The organism is Kitasatospora sp. NPDC051164, assembly GCF_044455625.1.
In the GTDB taxonomy this organism is placed as follows: Bacteria; Actinomycetota; Actinomycetes; order Streptomycetales; family Streptomycetaceae; genus Kitasatospora.
The window spans coordinates 235,573-260,894 of record NZ_JBITFB010000013.1 but is presented as its reverse complement, the minus strand read 5'-3'; the positions used below and the strand labels follow the sequence as shown (position 1 = coordinate 260,894).

Below are 25,322 nucleotides of genomic sequence, written 5' to 3'. Positions count from 1 at the left end.
CGGGTGCGGTAGCCCTGGTCCTGTCAGGCCCCTGCTCCCACGGTAAGGAGAAGGAGCCGGAACGAGTAGGGCCGACCGCCCCAGGACCTGGGGCCGGCCCGCGCGGCTGTGGCCTCACAGGGTGAAGAGGTGGCTTTCGCCGGGCCGGATGGTGGTCGCTGATCCCCTGAAGCGGACCTGGACCGGGTTCTGATGGCCCTCCCGCAGGCTCACGGTGACCGTCCGGTGGTCGGTGGTGACCACGACTCCCCAGTGGCCCCGGTAGCGCAGCTCCAGTTCGAGGCGGCCGATCGCCGAGGGGAGGTGGGGGTCGAGCCACAGGGCGTCCTCGCGGATCTCCAGGCCGGTGTAGCAGCGCTGGAGCAGGTCGACGGCGCCGGCCATGGCGCCGAGGTGGATGCCCTCGGCGGTGGTGCCGCCCTGGATGTCGTGCAGGTCGGCGCCCAGCGCGTCGCGGAAGTAGCGCCAGGAGGCCCTGCGGTCGGAGCGGGTGAGCACCCAGGCGTGCACCACCGAGCTGAGGGTCGAGCCGTGCACGGTGCGCCGCAGGTAGTAGCCGACCGTGCGGCGCAGCAGCTCGTGTCCGGCGGGGTAGCCGAGGCGGCGCAGCAGGTCGCGCACCTCGTGGGCGGAGAAGAGGTACCAGAGCATCAGGACGTCGGCCTGCTTGGACGCCTTGTACCGGTTGACGCTGTCACCTTCCGCCTCGAGGATCCGGTCGAGTCTGCGCAGGTCCGGGTAGCGGCGCCGGTAGGCCTCCCAGTCGAGTTCGGCCAGGCGTTCGTAGCCGTCGAACTGGCTGAGCACGCCGTCGTGGAAGGGGACGAAGAGGCGACGGCTGACGTCGCGCCAGTGCTCCAGTTCCTCGCGGCCCAGGGCGAGGCGCTCCAGCAGTTCCTCGCGGCGGTAGTCCGGGAGTAGGTCCACCGTGTCGAGGGCGCGGGTGAGCACCCAGGAGGCCAGCACGTTGGTGTAGGCGTTGTCGTCCAGTCCGGGCTCAGCTGCGCACGGGTAGGCGTCGTGGTACTCGTCGGGTCCCAGGACGCCGCGGATCGAGTACCGCGCTCGCGCCGGATTCCAGCTCGAGGCGCAGGCCCAGTAGCGGGCGATCTCCAGCAGCATCTCGGCGCCGGTGGATGCCAGGAAGTCAAGGTCGCCGGTGGCCTGGTAGTACTGCCAGACGTTGTAGGCGACGGCCGAGCCGACGTGGCGCTGCAGGTGGCTGTGGTCGGGCAGCCAGCGTCCGGAGAGCGGGTTGAGGTGCAGCTGCGGGGACTCCTCGTGGCCGTCGTCGGCGCTCTGCCACGGGTACATCGCTCCGTGGCGGCCCGACTCGCGGGCGCCCTGTCGGGCGGCGTCGAGACGGCGGTAGCGGTACAGCAGGACGGCCCGTGCGAGCTCGGGCAAGCGCAGGTTGAGCAGCCGCAGGACGAACAGCTCGTCCCAGAAGACGTGGCCGCGGTAGGCCTCGCCGTGCAGGCCCCGGGCGGGGATGCCGACATCGAGGTCGGTGGCGTGCTCGGAGTACGTCTGGAGCAGGTGGAAGAGGTTCAGGCGCACCTGGCCGATGCCGTCGAAGTCCGCATCGATCCGGCAGCGGCGCCACAACTCGGCCCAGCGCAATGCGTGTTCGTCCAGGAGGTGGTCGAAGTCGGCGGCGTCGGCGGCGAGCAGCCTCGCGGCCCGCAGCGGTGCGCCGATCGCGTGGTCGCGGGAGGTGTACACGGCAACGGTCTTCTCGACGGTGACCGACAGGCCGGCGGTGGCATGCAGGGTGAGGAGCTGGGACGGGTGGCACTCCCGGATCTCCTCGGTTCGGGCGACCTCGACCGGTTGGCCCGCCTGGTGCACCCGGGTGCGGGCGGCGAGCGCGATGTGCAGCGGCGATCCGATGGCCGTGACCTCGAGCCAGAGCAGGCCGTCGCCCTCCGAACCCTGAGCGACTGCAGCGAGGTGCCGACTGGTCAATCCCGCGTAACGAGCAACGCCGGTGTTGGCCACCGTACCGTCCAGTGCCGAGCGGACCTCCAGGCGTCCGGACCAGTTCTCCGGCACCAGCGTGGTCTCCAGCGCCGCCAGGTGAGGCTGGGCCTGGCTGGCGATCCGGCGCTGCACCAGCCGGGTACGGCGACCCCGGGCGTCCACCACGAGCGCGTGCCGGGTGAGCACGCCGCGCCGCAGGTCCAGCTCCAGGCGCTGCTCGGCGGGCGGGCCGGTGAACCAGTTGCCGCCGGCGGGCCGAAAGGTCAGCGGGAGCCAGTTGGGACAGTTCAGGAGGTCCTCGTTGTCGACCGTGCGGCCCGCGATCGTCGAGGAGGCGCGGTCGTAGCAGCCCGCCAAGTAGGTGCCGGGGTAGTGGACGCCGTCCGCGCGGGACTCGGGGGCGGCGCCGCGGGTGGCCAGGTAGCCGTTCCCCACGGCACACAGGGCCTCGCGGACGCCCTCCTGAGCAGCAACGAAACCCCCGTACCGCAGCGTCCAGGGATCGGGCATCGCGGAGCCGACCCCGGGAAGTGTCGTGGCACGCGCCGCAGCGGCGATGGATTCCACCGTGTCGTCCGCGTCCACCTGGCCTCCTTGGCGCTCGGCTTGTTCACAGTGTGCGGACTGCTTGGCGTCGCTGCCCTTTCAGGGCTCTCGGTCCGCCTGCGGCGCCGTGTCCGAGGTCGAGATGGTGCGCCCGGTGACAGTGGACGGCTTGATCCGCACCCACACGTCGCGCACTCCGCCGGCCCAGGGGTCCGGGGCGCCGCGACGGATGAGGTGCTCGATCGCCTCCGGCTCGTCGAAGGGGGTCGCTGCGCCGACCACGAGGACACTCCAGCCGGTGCGCAGCGCCTCGTCGACCTGGTCGACCTCGAAGGCGACGCGGCTGCCGACGGTGGAGGCCGGCGTTCCTCCGACGGCGGTGCGGAAGATCAAGGTGCCGTCCAGCACCCGGTAGTTGACCGGCAGGACGACGGGTCCTTCGGGTGCGGTCAGGGCGACCCTGCCGACCCCGCCGGGCGCCAGTTTGGCCCAGCATTCGGAGGCGGCCAGCTCCTTCAGCACCGGATGCGCGGCTGCGGCCGCACGGCCGGGCGGCCGGTCGAGGTCGCCACCGAGCAGCTGCCGGGCGGAGGTGCCCAGGGCGCCGGCCAGCCTGGTGAGCGAACCGGCTTCGACGGTGGCAGGCGACGATTCCAGATGCTCCAGGTACTCCACCGCCATACCGGCCCGCCGGGCCGTCTCCTCGCGGCTGAGCCCGAGCTGGGACCTGCGCTGGGCGATCCGTCGTCCCACGTCGCCGGGATGGCCTGGTTGGGCGGTGACAGGCGTTGCGCCTGTGGGCTTCGCGGACATGGTCTGCTCCCTCGGGTAGCTGCCTCCGAAGGCCACCGACCCCCGTGGGTGGCGGCCACCGATGCACCTTCCAGTGTCCGCACACGAAGCCACTGGCGGGAGGGCCGGTCGGGCCTCCCGGACGGGGCCGCACGCCCATCGTCGCCAGGTGTGGCCCGGAAGCCCGGTGGTCGGGGCCGACCGGCCCTGTTCGAGCTGCTCATGCGCTTGGATGGTGGAGGTGTACGGCTCGCCATGCCCCGGCACCGAGGAGTGGCCATGTCCACCGCTCAGCACCGACCGTCCACCGTCGAGGCGCTGCTCTCCGACGGCACCACTGTCGCGATCAGGCCGATCGGGCCGCCGGACCACCAGGCGGTTCTCGACCTGCATGCCACGCGGATGTCGGAGGAGAGTCGCAGGCTGCGTTTCTTCGGTGCCAGCCGTCGCGCCCCGCAGCTGGCGGCCGACCGGCTGTGCGGCCCGTCGGAGGCGGGGGTTCGCGCATTGGGCGTGTGGGTCGGCGGCGACCTGGTCGGGGAGGCCGACTACGAGAGGGTCGAGGAGCGACCGGACACGGGGGAACTGGCCATCACGGTCGCGGACGCTTGGCAGCACCGGGGTGTCGCCACGCTGCTGCTGGAGCACTTGATCCATGAGGCCCACGAGCACGGCATCCGTACCTTCGAGGCCGACACGCTGGCGGGCAACCTGGCCGTGCACCGGGTCTTCTCCGACCTGGGCCTGCCGGTCCACCGCCACCTCGAACAAGGTGAAGTCCGGGTCCGCGTCCCGCTGGACGAGAGCGACGAGCACTACCGCGAGGCCGTGGAGGAACGGGGTCGCGCCGCCGACGTCGCCAGCCTCGGCGCCCTGTTGCGGCCGGCCTCGGTCGCGGTGGTGGGCGCCTCGCGCCGACCGGGATCGGTCGGGCAGAGCGTGCTGCTGAAGATCCGCCGGGCGGGCTTCACGGGCGAATTGTGGGTGGTCAACCCGTACGCCGAGGAGGTCGCCGGCGAGACCGCCTACCCGGCACTGAGCGCGCTGCCCGGCACCCCGGAACTCGCGGTGCTGGCCGTGCCGGAGGTCGCCGTGGCGGGCGCCGCCGAGGAGTGCGGCCGGGCCGGGGTTCGGGCGCTGGTGGTCCTCACGGCAGGTCTGGGTGCCGGTACCGCAAGACAGTTGATGCACGTGTGCCGCCGGTACTCGATGCGGCTGGTGGGCCCGAACAGCCTGGGCATCGCGCTGACCGACCCGACGGTCCGGCTGGACGCGGAGTTCGGCGCGGTATGGCCGCTGCCGGGCACCGCCGGGGTGGCAGTGCAGTCGGGCGGCGTCGGGATCGCGCTGCTGGAACGCCTGACCTGGCTGGGCATCGGCGTCTCCAGCTTCGTCTCGCTCGGAGACAAGTACGACGTCAGCGGCAACGACCTGCTGCAGTGGTGGGAGAGCGACGGCCGCACCGACCTGGCGCTGCTGCACCTGGAGTCCTTCGGCAACCCGCGCGCCTTCTCCCGCACCGCCCGCCGGGTCACCCGCAGGATTCCGATCCTCACAGTCGACGCCGGCCGCTCCGCCGCCGGGCGCCGGGGCGCCGCCTCGCACACCGCTGCCGCCGCCACCCCGACGGTCACCCGCGAAGCCCTGTTCCGCCAGGCGGGCATCACCGCGACCCGCAGTATCGGCGAACTCGTCGAGACGGCAGCGCTGTTGCGCGCCCAGCCGCTGCCGGCGCCGCGCGGCGCGGTCGTGGTGGTGTCCAACGCGGGCGGCATCGGCATCCTGGCGGCCGACGCGTGCGCCGATGCCGGGCTTCCCCAGCCCGAGCTTCCCGCCGACGTCGCGGCGGAGCTGCGCGACCTGCTTCCGGACGGCGCCTCGGCCGCGAATCCGCTGGACACCACAGCCGGCGTGGGGCCCGCCGAGCTGGCGGGCTGTCTGGACGTGTTGGAGCGCAGCAGGAGCGCGGACGCGTTGCTGGTCTGCCTGGCCCCGACCGCCCTGACCACCGAGCCCGAGCAGGACCTGGTCCGTGTCCTGCTCGACGGCCGGGGCCGTCGCCGCCTCCCGATCGCGGCCGTCGTGCTCAGCCAGGAAGTCCCGGTGCGCTACCTGGACTGCGCCGACGGCGGACGTATCCCCGCGTACGCCGAGCCCCAGGCCGCCGCGCGCGCTCTCGCGCACGCCCGCGACCGGGCCCGCCGGCTGGCCGAGCCGCCCGGCGCGGAGGTGACCGTTCCCGACTGCGACCCGGACTCCGCCCGACTGATCGTGGACGGATTCCTCGCGACCCACCCCGAGGGAGGCTGGCTCGACCCGGCGCTGACGGCCGAACTCCTCGACTGCTACGGCCTGCCGCTCACCACCTCGATCTGGGCGCCGGACGAGCACGGAACCGTCATCGCCGCCGAGGCGCTGCGGCAGCTCGGACACGACGGCAAGGTCGCGCTGAAGGCGTACTGGCCAGGACTGGTACACAAGAGCGAGCTCGGAGCCGTCCGCACCGGCCTCGCCCGGGACAGTGAAGTTCGCGACGCCTACCGTGAGTTCACCGAGCGCTTCGGTGGGCGGCTGACCGGCGTGGTGGTCCAGCCGATGGCCGCGCCCGGCCTCGAACTGTTCGCCGGAATTGTCCAGGACCAGGTCTTCGGCCCACTGATCGCCTTCGGGCTCGGCGGCACCGCCACCGACGTCCTCGACGACCGCACGGCCCGCCTGGCCCCGCTGACCGAGCCGGACCTCAAGGCGATGGTCACCGAACTGCGCAGCACCCCGCTGCTGTTCGGCCGGCACGGCGCGGCGGCGGTCGACCTGACGGGTGTCGAGGGCGTCCTCGCGGGGCTCTCCCGGATGGCCGCCGACCTGCCGCAGCTCGCCGAGGCTGACCTCAACCCGCTGATCGCCCGGCCCGACGGCGTGCTCGGCGTGGACGCCCGGATCCGTCTGGAGCCGCGGCCGTCCTTCGACCCCTACCTGCGACGCCTGCGCACGCCCGCGGCAGCAGAGGAGGTCCGAGAACCATGAACCACAGCATCCTCGACGGCACACCGGCCGAGACCTTCCCCGATCCCGGACCCCATCGCGTCCCCGGCCGCGCACGGGTCCGCGACTGCATGAGCCGGTCCGCGGTCGCCGTGACCCCCGAGACGGACTTCGCCACCATGGTCGCGGCCATCACCGCCTCCCGACGCGGCGTATTGCCCGTTGTCTCGACGAGCGGTGATGTGGCGGGCGTCGTCGCTGCCTCCGACCTGCTCACCGCCTACGCCGAGCACCGTGGCTCCGAGGAGATCCTCGCCCGGGACCTGATGACCGCTCCGGCGGTCACCGTGACGGACGCTCAGAGCGTCACCGAGACGGCGGCCACCGTCAGCCGGGAGTCGCTGCACCACCTGCCGGTACTCGACGGCGACGGCCACCTGGTGGGCATGGTCTCGCCGTACGATCTCCTGGACGCCCTGCGGCGCGACGACGAGGCGATCCGCACCGAGGCACTGACCGTGGCCCTCACCCCGGGCACGGGAGTCGTACCGAGCTCGCTGCACGTCAGATGCGAGCGCGGCCATGTCATTCTGGCCGGCCGTACCCGCACTCGGAGCGATGCCGCCGCGCTGTGCCTGCACATCGCCCGAATCGCGGGGCTCACGGATCTCACCGACCGTCTCCACTGGGACATCGACGACGCCGAGGGGCGGACGGGCACATGATCAGCATCCCGCACGTGGAACGGTTCCCCTGCCTGGCTGAGCCGTCGCCCGGCATCGACCCTCGTCATATCGACGCCGTAGCCCTCGACACCGACGGCGTACTCACGGACTCCCAGCAACTGCGGATCGCAGCCTGGGGCGATGCCCTGCACGCCTTCACCGCCCAGTACGCCCGGGCCACCGGCCACCCGTGGCCCGTGCCGACCACGTCGTCCGGGCTGATCACCCACCTGCTCGGACTACTGGACGAAGACATCGCGGCCTCGCTTCTCCGCCCGGCAGGCCACCCGGTCGACCTCGCGGCCGACCACCTCGGCCCCGCCGAGGCAGACCTACGCCAGTTGCTGGCCTGCCAGGTGGACCAGCGCCTCGCCGAACTCCTGCACTCCCGGGGCCCTTCGGCACGCCCGGGCGCCCGGGCGCTGCTGCTGCGCCTGCGAGCCGCAGGGATCGCCACAGCGGCGATCTCCACCAGCAGGCGCGCTGGCGAAATGCTGCGCCATGCCGGTCTCGGCGATCTGATCGACGTCAGTATCGATGGGCAGGACGCCAAGCACTACAGGCTGGCCGGACCGCCCCATCCCGGCCTGCTCCAGCTTGCGTTGCGGCTGCTGCACGCGCGGCCCGACCGGGCGGCGCTGCTCGCCGACACGGCGGTGGTCCTCGAAGCCGGGCGGCTGGGCGCGCTAGGCCTGGTCGTCGCCGTCGACCACCGGGACACCGAGCGAGCGCAGTTGGTGGGCCGCCATACTCCGCTGGTTCACGGCCTGGACGCGATCGAGGTGTCGCCGCAGCGCTCAACCCCGGTCCGGACGTGACCGGGCCTTCGGCCGGGCAAGTGCCGGGACTCTACTCCGTGGCACGGGCTCCGTCCCCGCTGCTGGTGCGGCGGGGACGGAGCCCGAGACCTCGTCACGTGAACGGGTGTCAGCCGGCGATCTCCTTGGCCGCGCGGATTCCCGACAGGTAGGCGCCGTGAACCGTTGCGGAAGAATCGCGGTGCGTCGCCTCGCCCGCGAAGTGCACCCGGTCGCCGATCCGGGCCGCGAGCTGGTCACGCATCGCCGGTGTGGAGCCGACCTTGTAGAACGAATAGGAACCCCGCGCGTACGGATCGGACGCCCAGCGGGTGATCTGGAAATCGGTCGGCTGGGGGATCCCGCCGCCATAGATGGTTTTCAGGGTGTCCATCGCGCTGGCGACGATCTGGGCGTCGCTCCAGCCCTCGATGGTGCGGCCGAAGTCGGCGGCATTGAAGCCGAGCAGTACCGGCTGGCCTACGGCGCGGTTGACGTTGATCCACTGCTCCCACTGCCCGTACTTGTCCAGGCTCGGTGCGTACATCAGCCAGTCCGTGTCCGCCCAGAAGACCTTGGGGAAGCGCAGGTAGCACTTGTTGAGCAGCCCCATGCCGAGCTTGTCGATGGCGGTGCGCTTGTCCGCGGGCAGACCGGGGCCGAACTTCACCGCGCCGCTCTGCAGCACGCCAAGCGGTAGCGTCACCACCACGTGGTCGCCCTGGAACGCCCCCTTGTCGGTAGTGACCGTCACGCCGCCGGAATTCCAGTCGATCTGCCGGACGACGTGCTCGGTTCGCACCGACAGACCCTTGGCGAGAAGGTCGGTGATCTGGTGGTAGCCGCCGGGGAACAGGACATCCCTGCCCTTGATGTTGGCGCCGTTGTCGAAGAACAGCCCCGACATGTCGTTCACGCCGCCCGCGTACTCGTGCTCGTAGTCGTTCAGTGCGAAGGAGACCAGCGATCTGTCGTCGTTCGACAGTGACGGCCAGTTCAGCGCGAGCTCGACCACGCTGCGCACCGAGGTGTCCTTCTGGTCGTCGTTCTGGTCCTGGTTCGAGGCCAGCGCCTGGGTGGTGGCCTTCCGCCAGCGCTGGATCGACTGCTCGGCGGCGTTGTCGGCTTGACGGCCACTCGCGACGTACTCGGTCGCGCTGTCGGCGTTGGTCGTGACCGTCCGTGCTCCGGCTTTGGCGGCCAGATCGGTGATCGGGTTCTTGTCGACGCCGTGGATCCACGACGCGCCGAGGTCGACCGGCGTGCCGGCCCACTGCTCACTGGTCCAGATCCGGCCGCCGATCCGGTTGCGGGCTTCGAGTACCAGCACGTCCTTGCCCTTGTCGGCCAGGTGGCGGGCGGCGGCCAGTCCGCTGATCCCGGCGCCGACGACGATCACCGCGCTGCGGCCGGACGGGGCCGAGTCGGACGGGGCCGACGGGGTGCCCTCGCCGGTCGGGCCGTCCTCGTCCGCGTTGCCCTCGCATGCGGCCAGGGCGCCGAGGGTGGCCATTCCGGTCAGGCCCAGGCCCATGTTCGTCAGGAAACGTCGGCGGTGCATCGTCATGGCTGTTCTACCGATCTGCGATCTGGCACGGGCGACTGCATGGCTGGCGGTGAACGCTCAGATGTGCTCGACGACCTGCCCGTGGGGGAGGGAGCCGCGCAGCCGACGGCGATGGCCCCGATCACGGGGGCCGCCTCGAGTGCGGCGGTACTGATCCGCTTGCCGGCCCGCGGGGCATTGCGAGTGAACCGCGGCGGCGGGACCGGACGGGTGGTGCTCCCGTCGGGCGCCGGGACTCCGTGGCGGTAACGGCGCGATGGCGAGCGGACGGCGCATCGCCGGGGAGCAGGTCAGACCTCGGGAACGGCGATAACCCCCCTCTTCAGTACAATGAGGCTGACACTGCACAGCATATATTGAGGCACTGGTGTGTCAATAGAGGCATTGGGGGTTTGGTGCGGCGATGCGTACCGACGCGACAGAGGTGCTGGACTCGGCGATCCCGGTCCTGGCCAAGGACCGAGCGGCGTCCATGCAGGTCATCGCGAAGCGTGCGGGCATAAGCCGGGCCACCTTGGTTCGCCTGTTTCCCACCCGCCAGGACCTGGTGCAGGCGATGGCCGGGAAGATCCTGGACGACTGCGACCGGGCCCTGTCTCGGGCGGAGGAGGACGCTGCCCCGATGGGGCAGGTGTTCGCCGCACTGGTCGCGGAGTATCCGCCGTTCGCCCAGCTCTGGAACCTGGTCTACGTCGAACCCGACGTCCTCGGCGTGCCCGAGGCCAGCAAGCGGGCTGACGCGATCTTCGACCGGACCGTCAAGCTCTTCAAACGCGGTCAGGACGCCGGGCTGCTGCGCAAGGACATGCCGGCCACCTGGCTGGCCTCGACGTTCTGCGGCCTGGCCGAGACCGCATGGGAGCTGACGTTGGAGGGCGACATGGGTTCTCGCCAAGCCCCGGACTTCATCTCCGCGATCCTGCTGCACGGCGCGGCTGCCTGACTGCGCCTCGGGTCCTCACGCCTGGGTCGGGGACGGTGGCTCCTGGCATCGGTGAGGAACACGAGCAGTCGGCTGGCGGGCGCCATCGATTCCTGGGCACCCGCTCAGTAGACCGGGCTCGGCGCCGGGGTGGACCAGAGCCATGGGCCGGCACGCCCCGCTCGCGGCGGCCCCCAACAGCGGACCGGAGTCGTCCGTGAACTCGGCGGAGCGGAACGCCGGGACGGAAGCCGGCGAGGCCTCCACGGCTCGCTCCGCCTGCCGTTCCTGGACGAAGGTGAGCAGGGCGTTCAGCGCGATCATCGTCACGATCGCGCCCGCCAGGTTCAGTGTGCCGCCGACGGCCGCCAGCGCGGCGGCGAAGGCCGGCAGCAGCGCGAGGGGGCGGGTGAACTGGCGGGCCGGCTCCCGGGGTCAACGGCGGCCAGGCCGGTGGGTGAGGTCCGCAGGTCGCGGAAGAGGAGGCCGATGGGCTCGCGCGGGTCGGGGGCCTCCTCGTCGTCACCGGATGGTGCCGGTTGACGGACGGTCTGCCGCTCGCCGGTCATGGTGAGCTCCGGTTGCCCGTCGGGCCGACCCCGGAGGTGTCGACGGACGGGACCACGGCCGGGGGCTCGCTGCCAGGTGCCGTCACGTCCTCCACCGGGTGGTGCGGTCTGCCTCCCCACCGCCGTAGGAAGGACAGCCGGTCGAACGGCAGGGCCGACCGGCCCCTGGTCCGACCGGGTCAGACAGGAGGTCCTTCCGCCCTCCGCGGCTCTCCGTAGCCGCCGCCGCCCGGCGTGTGGACCTCCAGGGCGTCGCCGGGCGCGACCTCGGTGCTGCCGCAGCCGGGGAGGTCGTCGACGGTGCCGTCGACGCGAAGGACGCGGTTGGCGCCGAGGGCGCCGGGGGCGCCGCCGGCGAGGCCGTACGGCGGGACGCGGCGGTGGCCGGAGAGCAGGCTGACGGTCATGGGCTCACGGAAGCGCAGTCGGCGCAGCGCGCCGTTGCCTCCGTGTCGGCGGCCGGCGCCCCCGCTGCCGGGGCGGACGGCGAACTCCTCGACGAGGACGGGGAGGCGCCACTCCAGGACCTCGGGGTCGGTGAGACGGGAGTTGGTCATGTGGGTCTGGACGGCGTCCGCTCCGTCGAAGCCCGGGCCGGCGCCCGAGCCAGAGGCGATGGTCTCGTAGTACTGGTGCTCCGCGTTGCCGAAGGTCAGGTTGTTCATCGTGCCGGATCCTTCGGCCTGCACGCCGAGCGCCGCGTAGAGCGCGCCGACGATGGCCTGCGAGGTCTCGACGTTGCCGGCGGCTACGGCGGCGGGGTACTCCGGGGCGAGCATCGAGCAGGGAGGGACGATGATCCGCAGCGGGCGCAGGCAGCCGTCGTTCAGCGGGATGTCGTCGGCGACGAGGGTGCGGAAGACGTACAGGACGGCGGCGGTGACGACGGCGGAGGGCGCATTGAGATTGCTGTCGAGCTGGGCTGAGGTGCCGGTGAAGTCGATGGTGGCGCTGCGGTCCTGGCGGTCCACGCGTACCGAGACGGCGATCACGGCGCCGGAGTCGGTCTCGTAGCGGTAGGAGCCGTCGGCCAGGCCGTCGATGGCCCGCCGCACGGCCTGCTCGGCGTTGTCCTGGACGTGCCGCATGTAGGCCTGGACGACGTCGAGGCCGAAGTGGTCGATCATCCCGTTGACCTCGTCGACGCCCTTGCGGTTGGCGGCGATTTGGGCGCGCAGGTCGGCCAGGTTGGTGTCCGGGTCGCGGGACGGGTACCGCGCTTCGGTGAGCAGCCGGACGGTCTCCTCCTCACGCAGCCGCCCGTCCACCACCAGCGGCCAGTTGTCGAAGAGCACGCCCTCCTCGTGGATCTCGTGGCTGTCGGCGGGCATCGAGCCGGGTGAGGTGCCGCCGATCTCGGCGTGGTGGCCGCGGGAGGCGACGAAGAACAGGACCTCGCTGCCGTCCGGGTCGAAGACCGGGGTGACCACGGTGATGTCGGGCAGGTGGGTGCCGCCGTGGTAGGGGTCGTTGACGGCGTAGGTGTCCCCGGGCCGCAGCTGCGGGCCGTGTCGGCGGAGCACCTCCTTGACGGTGGTGCCCATCGAGCCGAGGTGGACGGGGATGTGCGGGGCGTTGGCGACGAGGTTGCCGTCGGGGTCGAATAGCGCGCAGGAGAAGTCCAGCCGCTCCTTGATGTTGACCGACTGGGCGGTGGACTCCAGCCGGGCGCCCATCTGTTGCGCGATCGCCATGAAGAGGTTGTTGAAGATCTCCAGCAGGACGGGGTCGGCGGTGGTGGTGACGGTTTCCTCCGCGCGCGCCTCGGTGTGTTCGATCCGGAGGTGTCCGGTGGAGGTGGCCGTGGCCTTCCAGCCGTCGTCCACGACGGTGGTGGCGTTGGCCTCGGCGATCACGGCCGGGCCGTCCAAGGTCTCGTCCGGTCGCATCGACTCACGTTCCAGCAAAGGGACGTGGCGCCACCCTCCGCCGGTGTACAGGGACACGGTGACAGGTGCCGCAGGCTCCTCGGGTGCGGGGGAGAGCGCGTCGAGCTCCGGCTGCTCGGTGAGGCCGGTGCCCTCGACGGCGAGGGCCTCGATCACCAGCGGGCGGTCCATCAGGAAGGAGTAGGTGGCCCGGTGCCGCTCCTCGAACCGGGTCTGCATGTCGGCCGGTTCGCCGAGCGGGACGCCGATCGCGGTGTCGGTGCCCTGGTAGCGCAGCCGGGCCCGGTGCGTCAGCCGGATCCGTTCCCGCGGGGTGCCTTGGTCGAGCAGCTCGCCCCTCGTGGCCTCCGCCAGTTCGTCGGCGAGAGCCCGTACGGCCCCCATCTCCTCCTGCGCCAGCGGCCGTTCTACGGCCCGCTCCCGCAGGACGGTGGTGTCGGCCAGTCCGATGCCGAGGGCGGACAGCACCCCGGCCATCGGAGGCACCAGAACAGTGCGGATGCCGAGTGCCTCGGCCACCGGACAGGCGACCTGGCCGCCCGCGCCGCCGAAGGTGGTCAGCGCGTAGCGGGTGACGTCGTGGCCCTGCTGGACGGAGATGTGCTTGATCGCGTTGGCGATGTTGCCCACCGCGATCCGCAGGAAGCCCTCTGCGGCCTCCTCGGCTGTGAGGTCGCCGACCTCCTCGGACAGTTCGCCGAATTGACGTCTCGTAGGCTCCAGGTCGAGCGGCTGGTCGCCGTCCGGCCCGAAGACGTGCGGGAAGTGTCCGGCCTGGATGCGGCCGAGCAACAGGTTCGCGTCGGTGACGGTCAGCGGCCCGCCGTTGCGGTAGCAGGCCGGTCCGGGGTCGGCACCGGCCGAGTCCGGACCGACCCGCAGGCGTTCGCCGTCGAAGCGCAGCACCGAGCCGCCGCCCGCCGCGACGGTGTGGATGGCCAGCATCGGCGCCCGCAGCCGTACCCCGGCGACCTGGGTGGTCACCACCCGCTCGTAATCGCCTGCGAAGTGCGACACGTCCGTGGAGGTGCCGCCCATGTCGAAGCCGATCACCCGTCGGTGGCCGGCGAGCTCCGACATCCGCACCATGCCGACGATGCCGCCGGCCGGTCCGGACAGGATCGCGTCCTTACCCCGGAAGTGTCCGGCCTCCGCTAGGCCGCCGTTGGACTGCATGAACATCAGCCGGACACCGGCCAGTTCGTCCGACACCTGCCGCACGTAGCGGCGCAGACCGGGATCGAGGTAGGCGTCCACCACGGCGGTGTCCCCGCGTGGCACCGCCTTCATCAGCGGGCTCACCTCGCTGGACAACGACACCTGGTCGAAGCCCAGTCGCTCGGCAAGGCGCCCGATCTCGCGCTCGTGCGCGGGATACAGGTAGCTGTGCAGGCAGACCACGGCGACGGAGCGGATGCCGTCGTGCAGAGAGCCGCGCAGGTCCTCGGCGAGCCGGTCGAGGTCGGGCGGGCGCAGCACCTCGCCGTCGGCGGCGATCCGCTCGTCCACCTCGACCACCCGGGCGTACAGCGGCTCGGGCAACGTGATCTCCCGGGCGAAGATCTGCGGCCGGTTCTGGTAGCCGATCCGCAGCGCGTCAGCGAAGCCGCGGGTGATGCACAGGACGGTGGGCTCGCCGGTGCGCTCCAGCAGGGCGTTGGTGGCCACCGTGGTGCCCATCCGGACGGATTCGATGCGCGCATCCGGGGGGAGCAGGGCCCGGATCCCGGCCACGGCGGGATCGCGGTAGCGGGCCGGGTCGTGCGAGAGCAGCTTGTGGGTGAGCAGCCGGCCGTCGGGTGCCAGCGCGACCACGTCGGTGAAGGTCCCGCCCCGGTCCACCCAGAACTGCCAGCCCGTGGAGGCCATGTCCGGCTCCCTCCGCCCTGCCGAGAGGCGTTCCGGGCGCGAGCAGCCCTGACCCGGGCCCTGCGTACGAGTATCCGACCGGGCGAACTGCCGGGGCAAACGGAACATACTGGCCGTGGAGGTCGACCCTGGAGGCGGCGATGACGGCCACGACGGTGGGAGTGCTGCGGGAGACCGCGTCCGGCGAGCGCCGAGTGGCCCTCGTACCCGGTCTGGTGGCGGCCGCGGGCCGCCTCGGTGCCGCGGTCCTGGTCGAGCCCGGCGCCGGCGCCTTGGCCGGCCACCGCGACGCCGCCTACCGCGCCGCAGGGGCCGAGGTGACCGGGCGCGCCGAGCTGTTGCGCCGCTCGGATGTGCTGCTGGGCATCCACCCGCCGCATGTCGACCCGGTGCGCGACCTGCGCCCCGGGCAGGTGCTGGCCGCGCTGCTGCGACCGCATCGGATCCCGTACCTCGTTCGGAAGTGGGCGGGCCGCGGGGTGACGGCGATCGGCCTTGACCTGGCGCCCGACCTGCCCGCCGCGTACCCGCTGGACGCAGAGGCCTCCCAGGCCAGGGTGGCCGGGTACCGCGCGGTCCTGCTCGCCGCCGCCCGGCTGGACCGCTGCCTGCCGCCCTGGGGTACGCCGGACGCGTTGTTCGACCCGGTCCGGGTGTTGGTGGTCGGCGCCGGGCACGGGGGTCTGCAGGCGGTCGACACGGCCCGCCGCCTGGGTGCGGCGGTCGACGCGGTCGAGCTGCGGCACCGGGAGCGCGCGGGGGCCACCGCCCTGGGGGCGGACCTGCTGTACCTGCCCGGATTGCACCCGGTGGCGGACGAGCGGGAGCTGTGGGAGGCCCTCGACCAGCAGCGCTCGGCATGGGTCGCGGGGCTTGCCGAGGCCGCCGTTCGATGCGACGTCGTGGTGACGGCCCTCGCCCCGCCGGGCCGGATGCCACCGGTCCTGCTCCACAGGGAGACGGTTGCGCGGCTGCGGTCGGGCTCGGTGGTGGTGGACCTGGCCGCCGGTCCGGAAGGCGGCAACGTCGAGGGCGTCCTGCCGGACACCACCACGCCGGTCGGTGACGGGGTCACGGTGTTCGGCGCCGGCGACCTCGCGGCGCAGGTGCCCGGGACCGCCTCGCGGGCGTACGCCCACAACGCGCTCGCGCTGCTCGACCGCTTGGCGCACGCCTTTTCGCAGGCCGGTTCGCTCACCGGAGATCCGGTCCTCGGCCCGATGCTGGTGACCGACCGGGGCGCCGTACGGCATGAACCCACAAGCCTGCTGCTGATGGAGGCGACCGCAGCCGCAGGCCTGCCCTAAGTCCTCAAGACGGACGAGAACAGCACGGCGTGGCGGGCGATCGCCCCGGCCCGGTCGGCGCACTGCTGGAAGCAGCAGGCCAGCAGCACGACATCGGTGACGTCGACCGGCCCCGTCCCGTGCTCGCGCAGCAACAGCTCGTACAGCAGCCGCTGCCGCTGTCCGACCTCGTGCACCGAGGTCAGCACGTCGGCGACGCCCTCGGGGGCCCCGGACTCCAGGATGTCCGCGGACTGCGCGACCACGTCCAGTGCGGCTTCGGCGAGCCCGTGCAGCGGCGCCAGCAGCCGCTCGCCGAACGGCTCCCGCTCCTGGCGCGCCCAGGCAGCCTCCAGCAGGCGCTCGGCCAGCCGTCCGAGGACCTCCACCTCGCACCCCACATGGACGCCCAGGACGACCCCGGCCCGACCGGCCGGCGTCGCGGCGGCGTCCTCCTCGATCCGGTCCAGCAACTCCGCCAGGGCCTTCTCGGCACTCGGGATCCCGTCCCCGCCGTCGGCCGGGTCCGTGAGGACGGACGTCGCACCGTGCAGGGCGGTGTGCGCCAGCCGGACCAGACCGGCCAGCTCGCCGACCAATGCGGGGCAACCGCCGCCTCCGCCGTCAGACATCCGTCCACTCCCAGTCCTCGTCCACTCCCAGTCCTCCGCCCCTCGACCAGTCTCGCGCGATCGCCGGTACGCCGCCCGGGCCACGGTGATCCACGAGGCCGCACCTGCGGCACGCGCAGCGGTCCCGGAGGGCCCGTGCGGCCGACTCCCTGCTGTGGCCGCCGCACTCCTCCGGCCCGGATGCCCCGGACGACCGCGAGTCGACGCCGTACGGCAGGCCGGGCAGACGGGATACCCGAACGTGCTCGCCATCCGGGACAGCGAGGACTGGCGGAGGACCGTCATGCCGGGCCCTGCTGACCAGCCCCGGGCTGGAGCGGAGCCGACCGGAGCCCGATCGGACGTCAGACGAGGTTCGCGCCCCAGGTGCGGGCGCGGTCGAGTTCGCCGGCGCGCAGCGGGCCGTCGTTGTCCTCGACGATGAAGCCCTCGGGTTCGGCGACCACGTCGTAGTGGTGGTGGGAGAGCCGGTGGGCGATGCCGTTGGCCGCGCCGCCGGCCCGGGGCATGTCTACCCGGGTGTCGAACGCGGCGGCGTGGGTGCCGGGTTCGGTCTTCGGAAGGTCGTGGAACCAGGCGCGTAGGCCCGGACCCTCGACGGTCTCCCGCGCTTCGGCGGCGGCCTCCTCGTGGCCCTCCTTGTGCGCCTCGGCCGTGGCGGCCATCCGGCGGCTGAGTCCGGAGGACATGCCGTGCATGTGGGTCGGGCCGCCGACCACCAGCAGGTCCGCCGACCGCATGAGCCCGACGTCGGCCTCGGCAACCGGGAGGCAGTCCACGGCCGCTCCGGGGTCGGCCTGATGGACACCCTCGGCGATCGCCTCGGCGATCTCCCGAGTGTTGCCGTACATGCTCTCGTACACGATCACGGTGTGCATGGTCTCCACCTTTCGTCGACTCCATTCTCGCTCCGGCACTTCCGCGCGGAGGTGGGCCGTTCGGGCCGGATCGGGTCGCCGGACGGGCACGACAGCGGTGCGGGACGATCACGACCGGACAACCGACGTGATGGATCGCGGCGTGCGCCACCGGACCGAGCTGGGCTCCGCGCGGCATCCGCCGGACCCGGCGACCCAGGACGAGCAGCCGGGCCGTCGCCGCAGCCTTCAGGGCCTCGGCGGTCACGGCAGAGGCAGAGCGGGAGACCGGTACCTGGGGTGCCAGGGCGCGCAACTCGCTCTCCCGGTCGGCGAGCGTGCCAGGACGTGCTGGTGCGTCTCGTCGCTGCCGACCACGTCCGTTCCGCTACGGGTGAGCTGGTACGGTCACGACCGGGCAGTGCGCCCGGTGCAGCAGGCCGTGGGGGACGGAGCCGAGGCGCATACCGGTGAAGCCGCCGTTGCCGCGACGGCCGACCACCACGGCCAAGGCGTGCTCGGAGGCGCGGGCGAGTTCCTCGACCGGGTGGCCGCGCACCAGTTCGTGGGTCATGGCCACGTCGGGGTGGAGCTCGCGGTGCCCGGCGGTGGTCTCGAAGAGCATCCGCCGGAGCGCCTGCTCGGCGGCTGACTCGTCGAGATGGGCGATCGGCAGGCGCTGCCAGGCCCACACGACCCGCAGGGCGGCGTGCCGTTCGGCGGAGAGGTCGATGGCGAAGTCCAGGGCGGCGTCCGAGGACGGGCTGCCGTCCACGCCCACCACGACGTACGGCGGGTCCTGGGTGATGTGCTCGGGATCGCGGACGACGACGACCGGGCAGTGGCCCTGAGCGCTCACCGGGACGGCCACCGAGTAGACGCTCAGTTCTTCTGCCGCCCGGCTCAGTCGGCGCGAGCCGACGACGACGAGTGCGGCGTGGCGGGACTCCCGGCACAGTGCGGGAGCCGGGACGTCCTCGGCCACGAAGGTGGTCACGGTCAGTCCGGGGTGCCGCTCGCGGGCCACGGCAGCGGCCCGGTCGAGCGCCTGGTCGGCCCGTTCGCGCAGCGCCTTGTGGTAGCGGCCCTCGTCGAAGGGCCGGAACTCGCGGAACAGTGACGGGACGGCGTGCACCAGCCGCAGCGGCAGCCCCCGGCGGTCGGCCTCGTCGGCGGCCCAGGCGGCGCTCATCCGGCCGGTGTCGTTCGCATCGACGCCGAGGACGACGGAACGCGTCGTGCTGTCGGAACTCGCGGATGTCATGGCGGTCCTCCTCGGCCCGGTGACCTGGATCCTGCTCCCACGCTAGGTGGGCACGGCGTTCGCCACGAGGGCCGACCGGCCCAGACGCCGGAGCCCGGCGGCCCCACCCGTGACGTCCCCGTCCGGCGACGTTAGAGCGGAGCACGAAGCCCGAACGAGGAGGTGGCCACGATGGTCCGGATCAAGGTCGTCACCCGGCCGACTCGCCCCCACGAGCCCCCGCCACCGGACCTGCGAACGCCGTCCGGCCGCCGAGTGCCCTACTGAGCGGCACGACGCCACTCCTCGATGCGCCGGCGGATGTCTGCGGTCCCGAGTGCCGCCCGCACTGCTCGCCTGCCGACATGGCCGGTCGTACCGTCCGCAAGTCGACGGGTTCCGAGATTCCAGCGGTGCCTCCTGGGACGGCCGTTGTGATCGGGACCCCCTGCCCGAGCGAGTCAAGGTCCGGTCAAGGATTGGGCTTCGAGAGCTGGGTAGGCCTATCCTTACGCAGGTTTGAACAGACACCTCGTTCGGTGAGGCGTCTTCACGGACACAGGCCACTGATCCCACCCGTCGAGAGACGCTCCGGATCAGGACAGGTCTCCCCGACCTAAGGGGTGACCCCAAGTGGCTTCCCGCAGAACGCGGGACACGCCGTGGAGTGCCAAAGCTCTGACGAGTTGGGGGTGTACCAGGCTGTGGGCCCGGTTCCCCTTGCCGTGCCGCCGCGACGTCGGATCGTGGCCGTGACCGGGAGGAGGCGAGATGGACAGTAGTCCGGGCCATAGTCGGCCCTTCATCGTGTTGTCCTCGCCGTCCTTCACCGGCCCGGGGCAGCCCCTCCTTCCCTGAATCGCTCAACCCGTAGCGGCCTTCTCGCTCGGCACCACGGCGAGACGCGTTGCCGTGCGGCGGTATCACCCCGCGCACGGCCTGCCGCACGAGCCAGGGAATGGGGAGGTGTGCCCCGGTGCCGCCTGATGCCTCGTCCCAGCCGAGGCAAGGGGGTGCTCACCCATGGCTTCCACCACTCTGCTCATGTCCACCACGGCCCGCCTGCGCGACCGCAAGGTCGATCTCGAGCGCCGTGCCGCCACCACCCGCACGGTCCGGGCCTACCTGGTCTCTGTCGCCGGGCTGGTCGGCGGCCCGGTCACCAACCAGCCCGGCGAGGACGTCGGCCGCGTCGTCGACATCGTCGCCCGCCTCTACGGGCCCGAGCCGTACCCGCCGGTCACCGGACTGATCATCCGGATCGGGCGCCGCCGCACCTTCCTTCCCGCCACGGCCATCGGCAAGATCCACGCCGGGCGGGTCGGACTGCGGACCTCCCGCGTCGACCTGCGCGAGTACGTCCGCCGGCCCGGCGAGGTGCTGCTCGCCCGCGAGGTGATGGACCACCAGCTGGTGGACGTGGACGGCGTTCAGGTCACCCGCGCCGCCGACCTGTACCTGGCGCCACAGGTCGACCGCACCGTGCTCATCGGGGTGGACGTGTCACTGGCGACCCTGCTGCGCCGGCTCGGCCCTCGCCGCTGGCAGGTGCGCCCCACCCCGGACCGCGTCCTGGACTGGCAGTCCGTCGCCCCCTTCGGCGAGCAGGCCACCCACGGCCCCGCCGAGGTACGGCTGCGCGCCTCCCGCTCCGCCCTGCACCAGCTGCGCCCAGCCGACCTCGCGGACATCCTGGAGGACCTCGGCCGGCACGAGCGCCAGCAGCTGCTTGGCTGGCTGGAGCCGGAGCACGCCGCGGACGCCCTGGAGGAGATGGAACCGGCCGAGCTGGAGAACCTGCTCCGCGAGGCGCCGCCCGAGCACGCCGCCCGGTTGCTCGACGAGATGGAGCCGGACGAGGCCGCCGACGCGCTGCGCGACCTCCAGCCGGGCGAGCGCGAGAACCTGCTCGCCCGGATGCCGGTCGGCGAGGCGTCGGAGCTGCGCACCCTGCTGACCCACCGCGAGGGTACGGCGGGCGGCGCGATGACCACCGTGCTGGTCACCGCCCGCGCCGGGCAGACGGTCGCCCAGGTGAGGGCGGAGCTGGCCGCGCAGGCGGAGCACCGGACCGAGATCGACTCCGTGGTGGTGCTGGATGACGATGGTCGACTGGTCGGCGACATCCCGCTGTTCGACGTGGCGGTCGCGGAGGACGCCGCGCCGGTTGGGGATCTGGTGGAGTGGCTGGCCCAGTTCGGTCCGCCGGTCACGGTCCGCCCCGATACCCGCCTCGCCGAGGCCGCCGATCAGCTGGTCGCCGCCCGGGCCACCTCCCTGCTGGTGGTCGACGAGACCGAGCGCCCGCTGGGCCGGATCCTCGCCGACGACATCCTCGACACCCTGCTGCCCGAGCGCGGGCGCCTGCACTTCCGGAGGCTCCTCAAGTGACCCGCGACCTCGACACCGCCCCCGTCACCGCCGCGCCGGCCGTCGCCGCGGCCTCGCCCGCCCGGCGCAAGGGCCGGCGCCGCATCGCGGCCATCGCGATGATTGCCGGACCCGGCCTGGTCGCCGCGAACGCCGGCAACGACGCCGCGGGCATCGCCACCTATGCCTCGGCCGGTTCCCAGTTCACGTACGGCACGCTGTTCTTCATGGTGCTGGTCACCGTCGCGCTGGTGATGGTGCAGGAGATGGCGGTCCGGCTCGGCGCCCACACCGGCAAGGGCCTCGGCGCGCTGATCCGCGAACAGTTCAGCCTCCGGCTCACCGCGTTGGCGGTGTTCTGCCTCGGGCTGGCCAACACCGGACTGGTCGTCAGCGAGTTCGCCGGCATCGGCGCCGCCTTCGAACTCCTCGGCGTCCCCAAGTGGGCGGTCATCCCGCCGGCTGCATTCCTGCTGTGGTCGCTGGTGCTGTTCGGCTCCTACAAGTGGGCCGAGCGGATCTTCCTGGTGATGTCGCTGGCCTTCTTCGCCTACCCCATCGCGATGGTCCTCGGCCACCCCGACTGGGGCCGGGTCGGCGAGCACCTGGCCGTCCCGCACATCGAGCCGAGTAAGGACTTCATCCTGTTGGCTGTCGCCCTGATCGGTACCACCGTCAGCCCGTACATGCAGTTCTACGCCGCCGCCGGCGTGGTCGACCGCGGGGCCAAGCCGGAGGACTACAAGCTGATCCGGGCCGACGCCGTCCTCGGCGCGGTCTTCGCCTGCCTGATCAGTCTGACCATCATCATCGCCACCGCCTCCGCCATCGGCGGCACCGGGCCGCTGGAGTCCGCCGCGCAGGCTGCCGAGGCCCTCAAGCCCGTGGCCGGGCACGGCGCCGAGCTGCTCTTCGCCTTCGGCCTGATCGGCGCCTCCGCCCTCGCCGGCGCCGTCGTCCCCCTTTCGGCCAGCTACGCAGTCGGCGAGGCAGCGGGTGTCGAACGCTCGGTTTCCCGCAGCTTCCGCGACGCGCCCCTGTTCCTCGGCGTGTTCACCGCACAGATCGCTCTCGGGGCGATCGTCGCCCTCACCCCGGTGGACGTCATCCAGTTGCTGATCGGCACCCAGGTCCTTCAGGGCCTGATCAGCCCGATCGTGCTGGTCTACCTGCTGGTCCTCACCAACCGCCGATCCGTCCTCGGGGAGGCGGCCAACAGCCCCCGCTACCGGGTCGCGGCCACGGCGGTGGTCGTCGGCGTCGCCGGGATGTCCACGATCCTGCTCGTCCAGACCGTCCTCGGCTGGCTCGGCCTCGCCTGATCCTCGCCGCCATCACCCGCCCCCACGGAAGGAACGACCGTGCCCCGCTTCGCTCCGCTGTTGGCCTTCACCGCCCTGTTCGCCTGGGTCGCGTTCATCGCCACCCGGATCCACCTCGACGGATGAGCACCCGGTGCCGGCCCCGCCCAGGGCCGACACCGCCGTCACAGCCAGTCGTTGCGGCGGAACGCCCGGAAGATCAGCCCGCACACCACACTGGTGAACAGCAGCATCGCCGGGTATCCGTAGGTCCAGCGCAGTTCCGGCATGTTGTCGAAGTTCATCCCGTACACGCCGGCCACCAGCGTCGGCACGGCGGCCAGGGCCGCCCAGGCGCTGATCCTGCGCATGTCGGTGTTCTGCTGCATCGACAGCCGGGCCATGCTCGCGTCCAGGATGCTGGAGATCAGCTCGTCGAACGCCAGGATCCGCTCCTTGGCCTGCGTGTGGTGGTCGGCGGCGTTCCGCAGATAGGCGGCTATCGCCGCCGGCACGAGGGCGATCGTTCCGTCCGCAAGGCGCTGCAGCGGTGCGCCGAGCGGCACGACCGCGCGCTTGAACTCCAGCAGTTCGCGCTTGAGCTGGTAGATCCGGCCCGCGTCGTCGGTCCGCTCGTGGGAGAACACCGCGGACTCCAGCTCCTCGACGTCGCGCTCGAACTTGTCAGCGACGTCGAGGTACTGGTCGACCACGTGGTCGGCGACCGCGTGCAGAACGGCGGCCGGGCCGAGGGCCAGCAGATCGGGGGCGGCCTCCAGGCCCTTGCGTACCCCGGTCAGGGACTTGGCGCTGCCGTGGCGCACGACGATCGCGAAGCCAGGCCCGGCGAAGACCATGATCTCGCCGGTGTCGACGATCTCACTGGTCGCCGTCACCTTGTCGTGCTCGACGTAGGTGATCGTCTTCAGCACCAGGAACAGCGTGTCGCCGTACCGCTCCAGCTTCGGCCGCTGGTGCGCGCGCACCGCGTCCTCCACCGCCAGCGGATGCAGGTCGAACGCCGCCGAGATCTCCGCGAACTGCTCCGCGGTCGGCTCGTACAGGCCGATCCACACGAACCGGCCGAGCCCCTCGCCGATCCGCTCCAGGACCTTCGACAGCTCCACCGTCTCGGGCAGCCTGCGCCCGAACTCGTACAGCCCGCAGTCCACAACCGCCCCGGCAATCATGCCCCACCCGCTTCCGGCCTTCAGGGCACCCTGCCCGGCCCGCCAACCTACCCGCTCACCCCTGTCCTCCGAAGGGGCACCCGGCCCCGTTTGCACCAGCGATTGCCGATGCCTCGCCGTCGGGACTGGTCAGTGCGTCCCAGACAACCGGTTGTGTCGCGGCGCGCACGTTCACGGGTCTGATGGTGGTCGCGGTCCTATCGCGGGACTCCACTGTGGGACGGGCCGCGATGCCGACCTCGGGGCCGCCACGTCGCCGCAGCTGCCCTGCTGGCAGGACAGGGCCATCGGCAGCTCGTACAGGTCGGTGACCCAGGGCGTTCGACATGGCGTCAGGCCCCTTGCCTGCACAGCCGGGCTGCCGCGAACCCGACGACCCCGGCGGCCGCGGGTGCGATGAAGTCGCTCCAGGACAGCGGCACGGTGTCGAGCACGTCGCGGAGGAACGGCAGGTAGAGGGCGGCGGCCACGAGCGCGCCGGAGGTGAGGACGGCCGGCGGGAGGAAGAGGTTCGCGCGGGTCAGCAGCCGTTCGCGCAGGCCCAGGACGACGCCGAGTTGGGCGGCCAGCAAGGCGGGAAACAGGACGGACTGCCACGGGCGGTCACCGCCAGGGGCCCAGAGCCCGGCGCCGAGAGCGGCCGCCGCGACGACGAAGCCCAGCAGTAGCACCCGCTGCCACATACCGGAACCCAGGATGTGCTGGTGTGGCGGGGGGCCGGGTCATCGCGCCGGGGGAAACCGGCTCCGCGCCATGGCGACACCGGTGAGGCCGTGGGCGAGCAGGTTGATCCAGAGGATCTGGCCCGCCCGCAACGGCAGTGCGAGGCCGAACAGCGGGCCGGCCGGCATCACCAGGATCTCGGCCGCGCCGCCGTACAGCCCGTACACGAGGAAACGGCGGACGTTTGTCGTAGACCCGGCGGCCCTCCTCCACCGCGCCGACTACGGTGGCGAGTTCGTCGTCGGCGAGGACCAGGTCGGCAGCTTGGCGGGCGACCTCGGTGCCACGTCGGCCCATGGCCACGCCGACCGGGCCCACAGCGGCACCCGGCGGTCGGCCGCGACCTCGTTGCGGCCGTGCTCGGCGAGCAGCCGCGCGGCCTCGGCGGTGGTCAACCCCCGTGCGGCGGTGTGGACGGTGGCGGTCACGGCCGCGGCCCGTCAGTCGGCGAAGAGGTGCGGGTTGAGCGGTCCTCGCGCCTCCTCGTGCCGGTAGTGATGGATCCGGGCGTCCGGCCCTGGGAAGTACTCGGTCACCTGGTCGTTGTCGGACCAGCGCACGTCGTAGGGCGGGCTGCCGTCCGAGTGGTGCAGGCCGACGATCTCGCCGTCCCTGCGGGCTGAGCCCGGCCGGGTGCCCTGGACGATGATGCGGTCTCCCGCGGCGGCTTTCATGCCGCCCTCCCTGGCTCGGTGCGGGGCCGGGGCGCGGCCCGGCCGTCCGTACACCTCCATGACACCACCAGACACGGGTCGAGGGCTGGGGCCGGTCGGTCCTTGGCGGCGGGCCCCCCGGCCCATGCGGCGGCTGCCCGGGAGACGGCGTGCTGGGATACGGATGAGGTACAGGACCGCACTTCAGGGAGGTGGGCATGATGGACGGTGCCGCGAATCGGAACGCGAACGGGCATCGGATCCTGGTCGGGGTGGAGGGCTCGCGCTCCTCCGGGGCGGCCCTGCGCCGGGGCGTGGGGAGGCCCGGCTGGCCGGTGCGGTCGTGGTGGGCGTGGCCAGCTGGGACGACTGCGCGGACAGCCCGGCCGGGGACGAGTGACCTGCGACCGATGGCCCCACAGGACC

General features: G+C 72.2%; 19 protein-coding genes, 1 pseudogene and 1 riboswitch. Of the genes and pseudogenes, 7 read left to right on the top strand and 13 right to left on the bottom strand.

Annotated elements, in window-relative coordinates:
• Positions 1–114 precede the first annotated feature (114 nt).
• Complete coding sequence (locus ACIBEC_RS21310; protein ID WP_360501165.1) at positions 115–2,568, bottom strand: glycosyl hydrolase family 65 protein; 2,454 nt, start codon at positions 2,566–2,568, stop codon at positions 115–117.
• 60 nt (positions 2,569–2,628) lie between these two features.
• Positions 2,629–3,342: a pyridoxamine 5'-phosphate oxidase family protein gene (locus ACIBEC_RS21305; protein ID WP_360501167.1), complete on the bottom strand. Its 714-nt coding sequence runs from the start codon at positions 3,340–3,342 to the stop codon at positions 2,629–2,631.
• A 258-nt stretch (positions 3,343–3,600) separates the two neighbouring features.
• Here ACIBEC_RS21305 and ACIBEC_RS21300 point away from each other — a divergent pair, with 258 nt between their 5' ends.
• The 3 genes from ACIBEC_RS21300 to ACIBEC_RS21290 are packed head-to-tail and all read left to right on the top strand — an operon-like array spanning position 3,601 to position 7,846.
• Positions 3,601–6,345 carry a GNAT family N-acetyltransferase gene (locus ACIBEC_RS21300; protein ID WP_360501170.1) on the top strand — a complete coding sequence of 915 codons (2,745 nt, stop codon included), beginning with the start codon at positions 3,601–3,603 and terminating at the stop codon, positions 6,343–6,345.
• Positions 6,342–7,028: a CBS domain-containing protein gene (locus ACIBEC_RS21295; protein ID WP_360501173.1), complete on the top strand. Its 687-nt coding sequence runs from the start codon at positions 6,342–6,344 to the stop codon at positions 7,026–7,028. The genes ACIBEC_RS21300 and ACIBEC_RS21295 overlap by 4 nt, the downstream gene beginning before the upstream one ends.
• A complete protein-coding gene (locus ACIBEC_RS21290; RefSeq protein WP_360501176.1) occupies positions 7,025–7,846 on the top strand; it encodes an HAD family hydrolase in 822 nt (273 codons plus the stop codon). Before ACIBEC_RS21295 ends, ACIBEC_RS21290 begins: the two co-directional genes overlap by 4 nt.
• Before the next feature lie 109 nt (positions 7,847–7,955).
• Here ACIBEC_RS21290 and ACIBEC_RS21285 read toward each other — a convergent pair whose 3' ends face one another.
• Positions 7,956–9,386, bottom strand: coding sequence for an FAD-dependent oxidoreductase (locus ACIBEC_RS21285; RefSeq protein ID WP_396288285.1), 1,431 nt, complete (start codon positions 9,384–9,386; stop codon positions 7,956–7,958).
• Positions 9,387–9,795: 409 nt separating this feature from the next.
• Between ACIBEC_RS21285 and ACIBEC_RS21280 the strand changes: the two genes are divergently transcribed.
• Complete coding sequence (locus ACIBEC_RS21280) at positions 9,796–10,335, top strand: TetR/AcrR family transcriptional regulator (protein ID WP_360501182.1); 540 nt, start codon at positions 9,796–9,798, stop codon at positions 10,333–10,335.
• Between the two features lie 727 nt (positions 10,336–11,062).
• On the opposite strand, the gene ACIBEC_RS21275 is transcribed toward ACIBEC_RS21280, so the two are convergent.
• Positions 11,063–14,641 carry a hydantoinase B/oxoprolinase family protein gene (locus ACIBEC_RS21275; RefSeq protein ID WP_360501184.1) on the bottom strand — a complete coding sequence of 1,193 codons (3,579 nt, stop codon included), beginning with the start codon at positions 14,639–14,641 and terminating at the stop codon, positions 11,063–11,065.
• A 140-nt stretch (positions 14,642–14,781) separates the two neighbouring features.
• Between ACIBEC_RS21275 and ACIBEC_RS21270 the strand changes: the two genes are divergently transcribed.
• Positions 14,782–15,948, top strand: coding sequence for an NAD(P) transhydrogenase subunit alpha (locus ACIBEC_RS21270; protein WP_360501187.1), 1,167 nt, complete (start codon positions 14,782–14,784; stop codon positions 15,946–15,948).
• Here ACIBEC_RS21270 and ACIBEC_RS21265 read toward each other — a convergent pair.
• From ACIBEC_RS21265 to ACIBEC_RS21250, 4 genes and pseudogenes are all read right to left on the bottom strand, one after another.
• Positions 15,945–16,559, bottom strand: coding sequence for a hypothetical protein (locus ACIBEC_RS21265; RefSeq protein WP_360501458.1), 615 nt, complete (start codon positions 16,557–16,559; stop codon positions 15,945–15,947). The genes ACIBEC_RS21270 and ACIBEC_RS21265 overlap by 4 nt on opposite strands.
• Positions 16,560–16,903: 344 nt before the next feature.
• Positions 16,904–17,437, bottom strand: coding sequence for a flavodoxin domain-containing protein (locus ACIBEC_RS21260; RefSeq protein WP_360501190.1), 534 nt, complete (start codon positions 17,435–17,437; stop codon positions 16,904–16,906).
• A 112-nt stretch (positions 17,438–17,549) separates the two neighbouring features.
• A pseudogene (locus ACIBEC_RS21255) lies at positions 17,550–17,684 on the bottom strand (universal stress protein); the annotation flags it as partial.
• Positions 17,685–17,804: 120 nt separating this feature from the next.
• Complete coding sequence (locus ACIBEC_RS21250; RefSeq protein WP_360501193.1) at positions 17,805–18,680, bottom strand: universal stress protein; 876 nt, start codon at positions 18,678–18,680, stop codon at positions 17,805–17,807.
• A 503-nt stretch (positions 18,681–19,183) separates the two neighbouring features.
• Positions 19,184–19,358, top strand: a riboswitch (M-box (ykoK) riboswitch).
• A gap of 324 nt (positions 19,359–19,682) precedes the next feature.
• Here ACIBEC_RS21250 and ACIBEC_RS21245 point away from each other — a divergent pair.
• Complete coding sequence (locus ACIBEC_RS21245; protein ID WP_360501196.1) at positions 19,683–21,050, top strand: magnesium transporter MgtE N-terminal domain-containing protein; 1,368 nt, start codon at positions 19,683–19,685, stop codon at positions 21,048–21,050.
• Complete coding sequence (locus tag ACIBEC_RS21240) at positions 21,047–22,351, top strand: divalent metal cation transporter (RefSeq protein WP_360501198.1); 1,305 nt, start codon at positions 21,047–21,049, stop codon at positions 22,349–22,351. The genes ACIBEC_RS21245 and ACIBEC_RS21240 overlap by 4 nt, the downstream gene beginning before the upstream one ends.
• Positions 22,352–22,515: 164 nt before the next feature.
• On the opposite strand, the gene ACIBEC_RS21235 is transcribed toward ACIBEC_RS21240, so the two are convergent.
• The 5 genes from ACIBEC_RS21235 to ACIBEC_RS21215 all read right to left on the bottom strand — a co-directional run bounded on the left by ACIBEC_RS21235 (position 22,516) and on the right by ACIBEC_RS21215 (position 24,917).
• Positions 22,516–23,502, bottom strand: a complete 987-nt coding sequence (locus tag ACIBEC_RS21235) for a magnesium and cobalt transport protein CorA (protein WP_360501201.1) — start codon at positions 23,500–23,502, stop codon at positions 22,516–22,518.
• A 350-nt stretch (positions 23,503–23,852) separates the two neighbouring features.
• On the bottom strand, positions 23,853–24,203 hold the full coding sequence (locus ACIBEC_RS21230) for a cation transporting ATPase C-terminal domain-containing protein (protein WP_360501204.1): 351 nt from the start codon (positions 24,201–24,203) through the stop codon (positions 23,853–23,855).
• 39 nt (positions 24,204–24,242) lie between these two features.
• Positions 24,243–24,410, bottom strand: coding sequence for a hypothetical protein (locus tag ACIBEC_RS21225; RefSeq protein ID WP_360501206.1), 168 nt, complete (start codon positions 24,408–24,410; stop codon positions 24,243–24,245).
• A 54-nt stretch (positions 24,411–24,464) separates the two neighbouring features.
• Positions 24,465–24,671, bottom strand: a complete 207-nt coding sequence (locus ACIBEC_RS21220) for a cation-transporting P-type ATPase (RefSeq protein ID WP_360501208.1) — start codon at positions 24,669–24,671, stop codon at positions 24,465–24,467.
• Positions 24,672–24,683: 12 nt separating this feature from the next.
• The gene (locus ACIBEC_RS21215; RefSeq protein WP_360501211.1) at positions 24,684–24,917 is read right to left on the bottom strand and encodes a DUF1918 domain-containing protein; all 234 of its coding nucleotides are present in this window, start codon (positions 24,915–24,917) and stop codon (positions 24,684–24,686) included.
• Positions 24,918–25,322 lie beyond the last annotated feature (405 nt).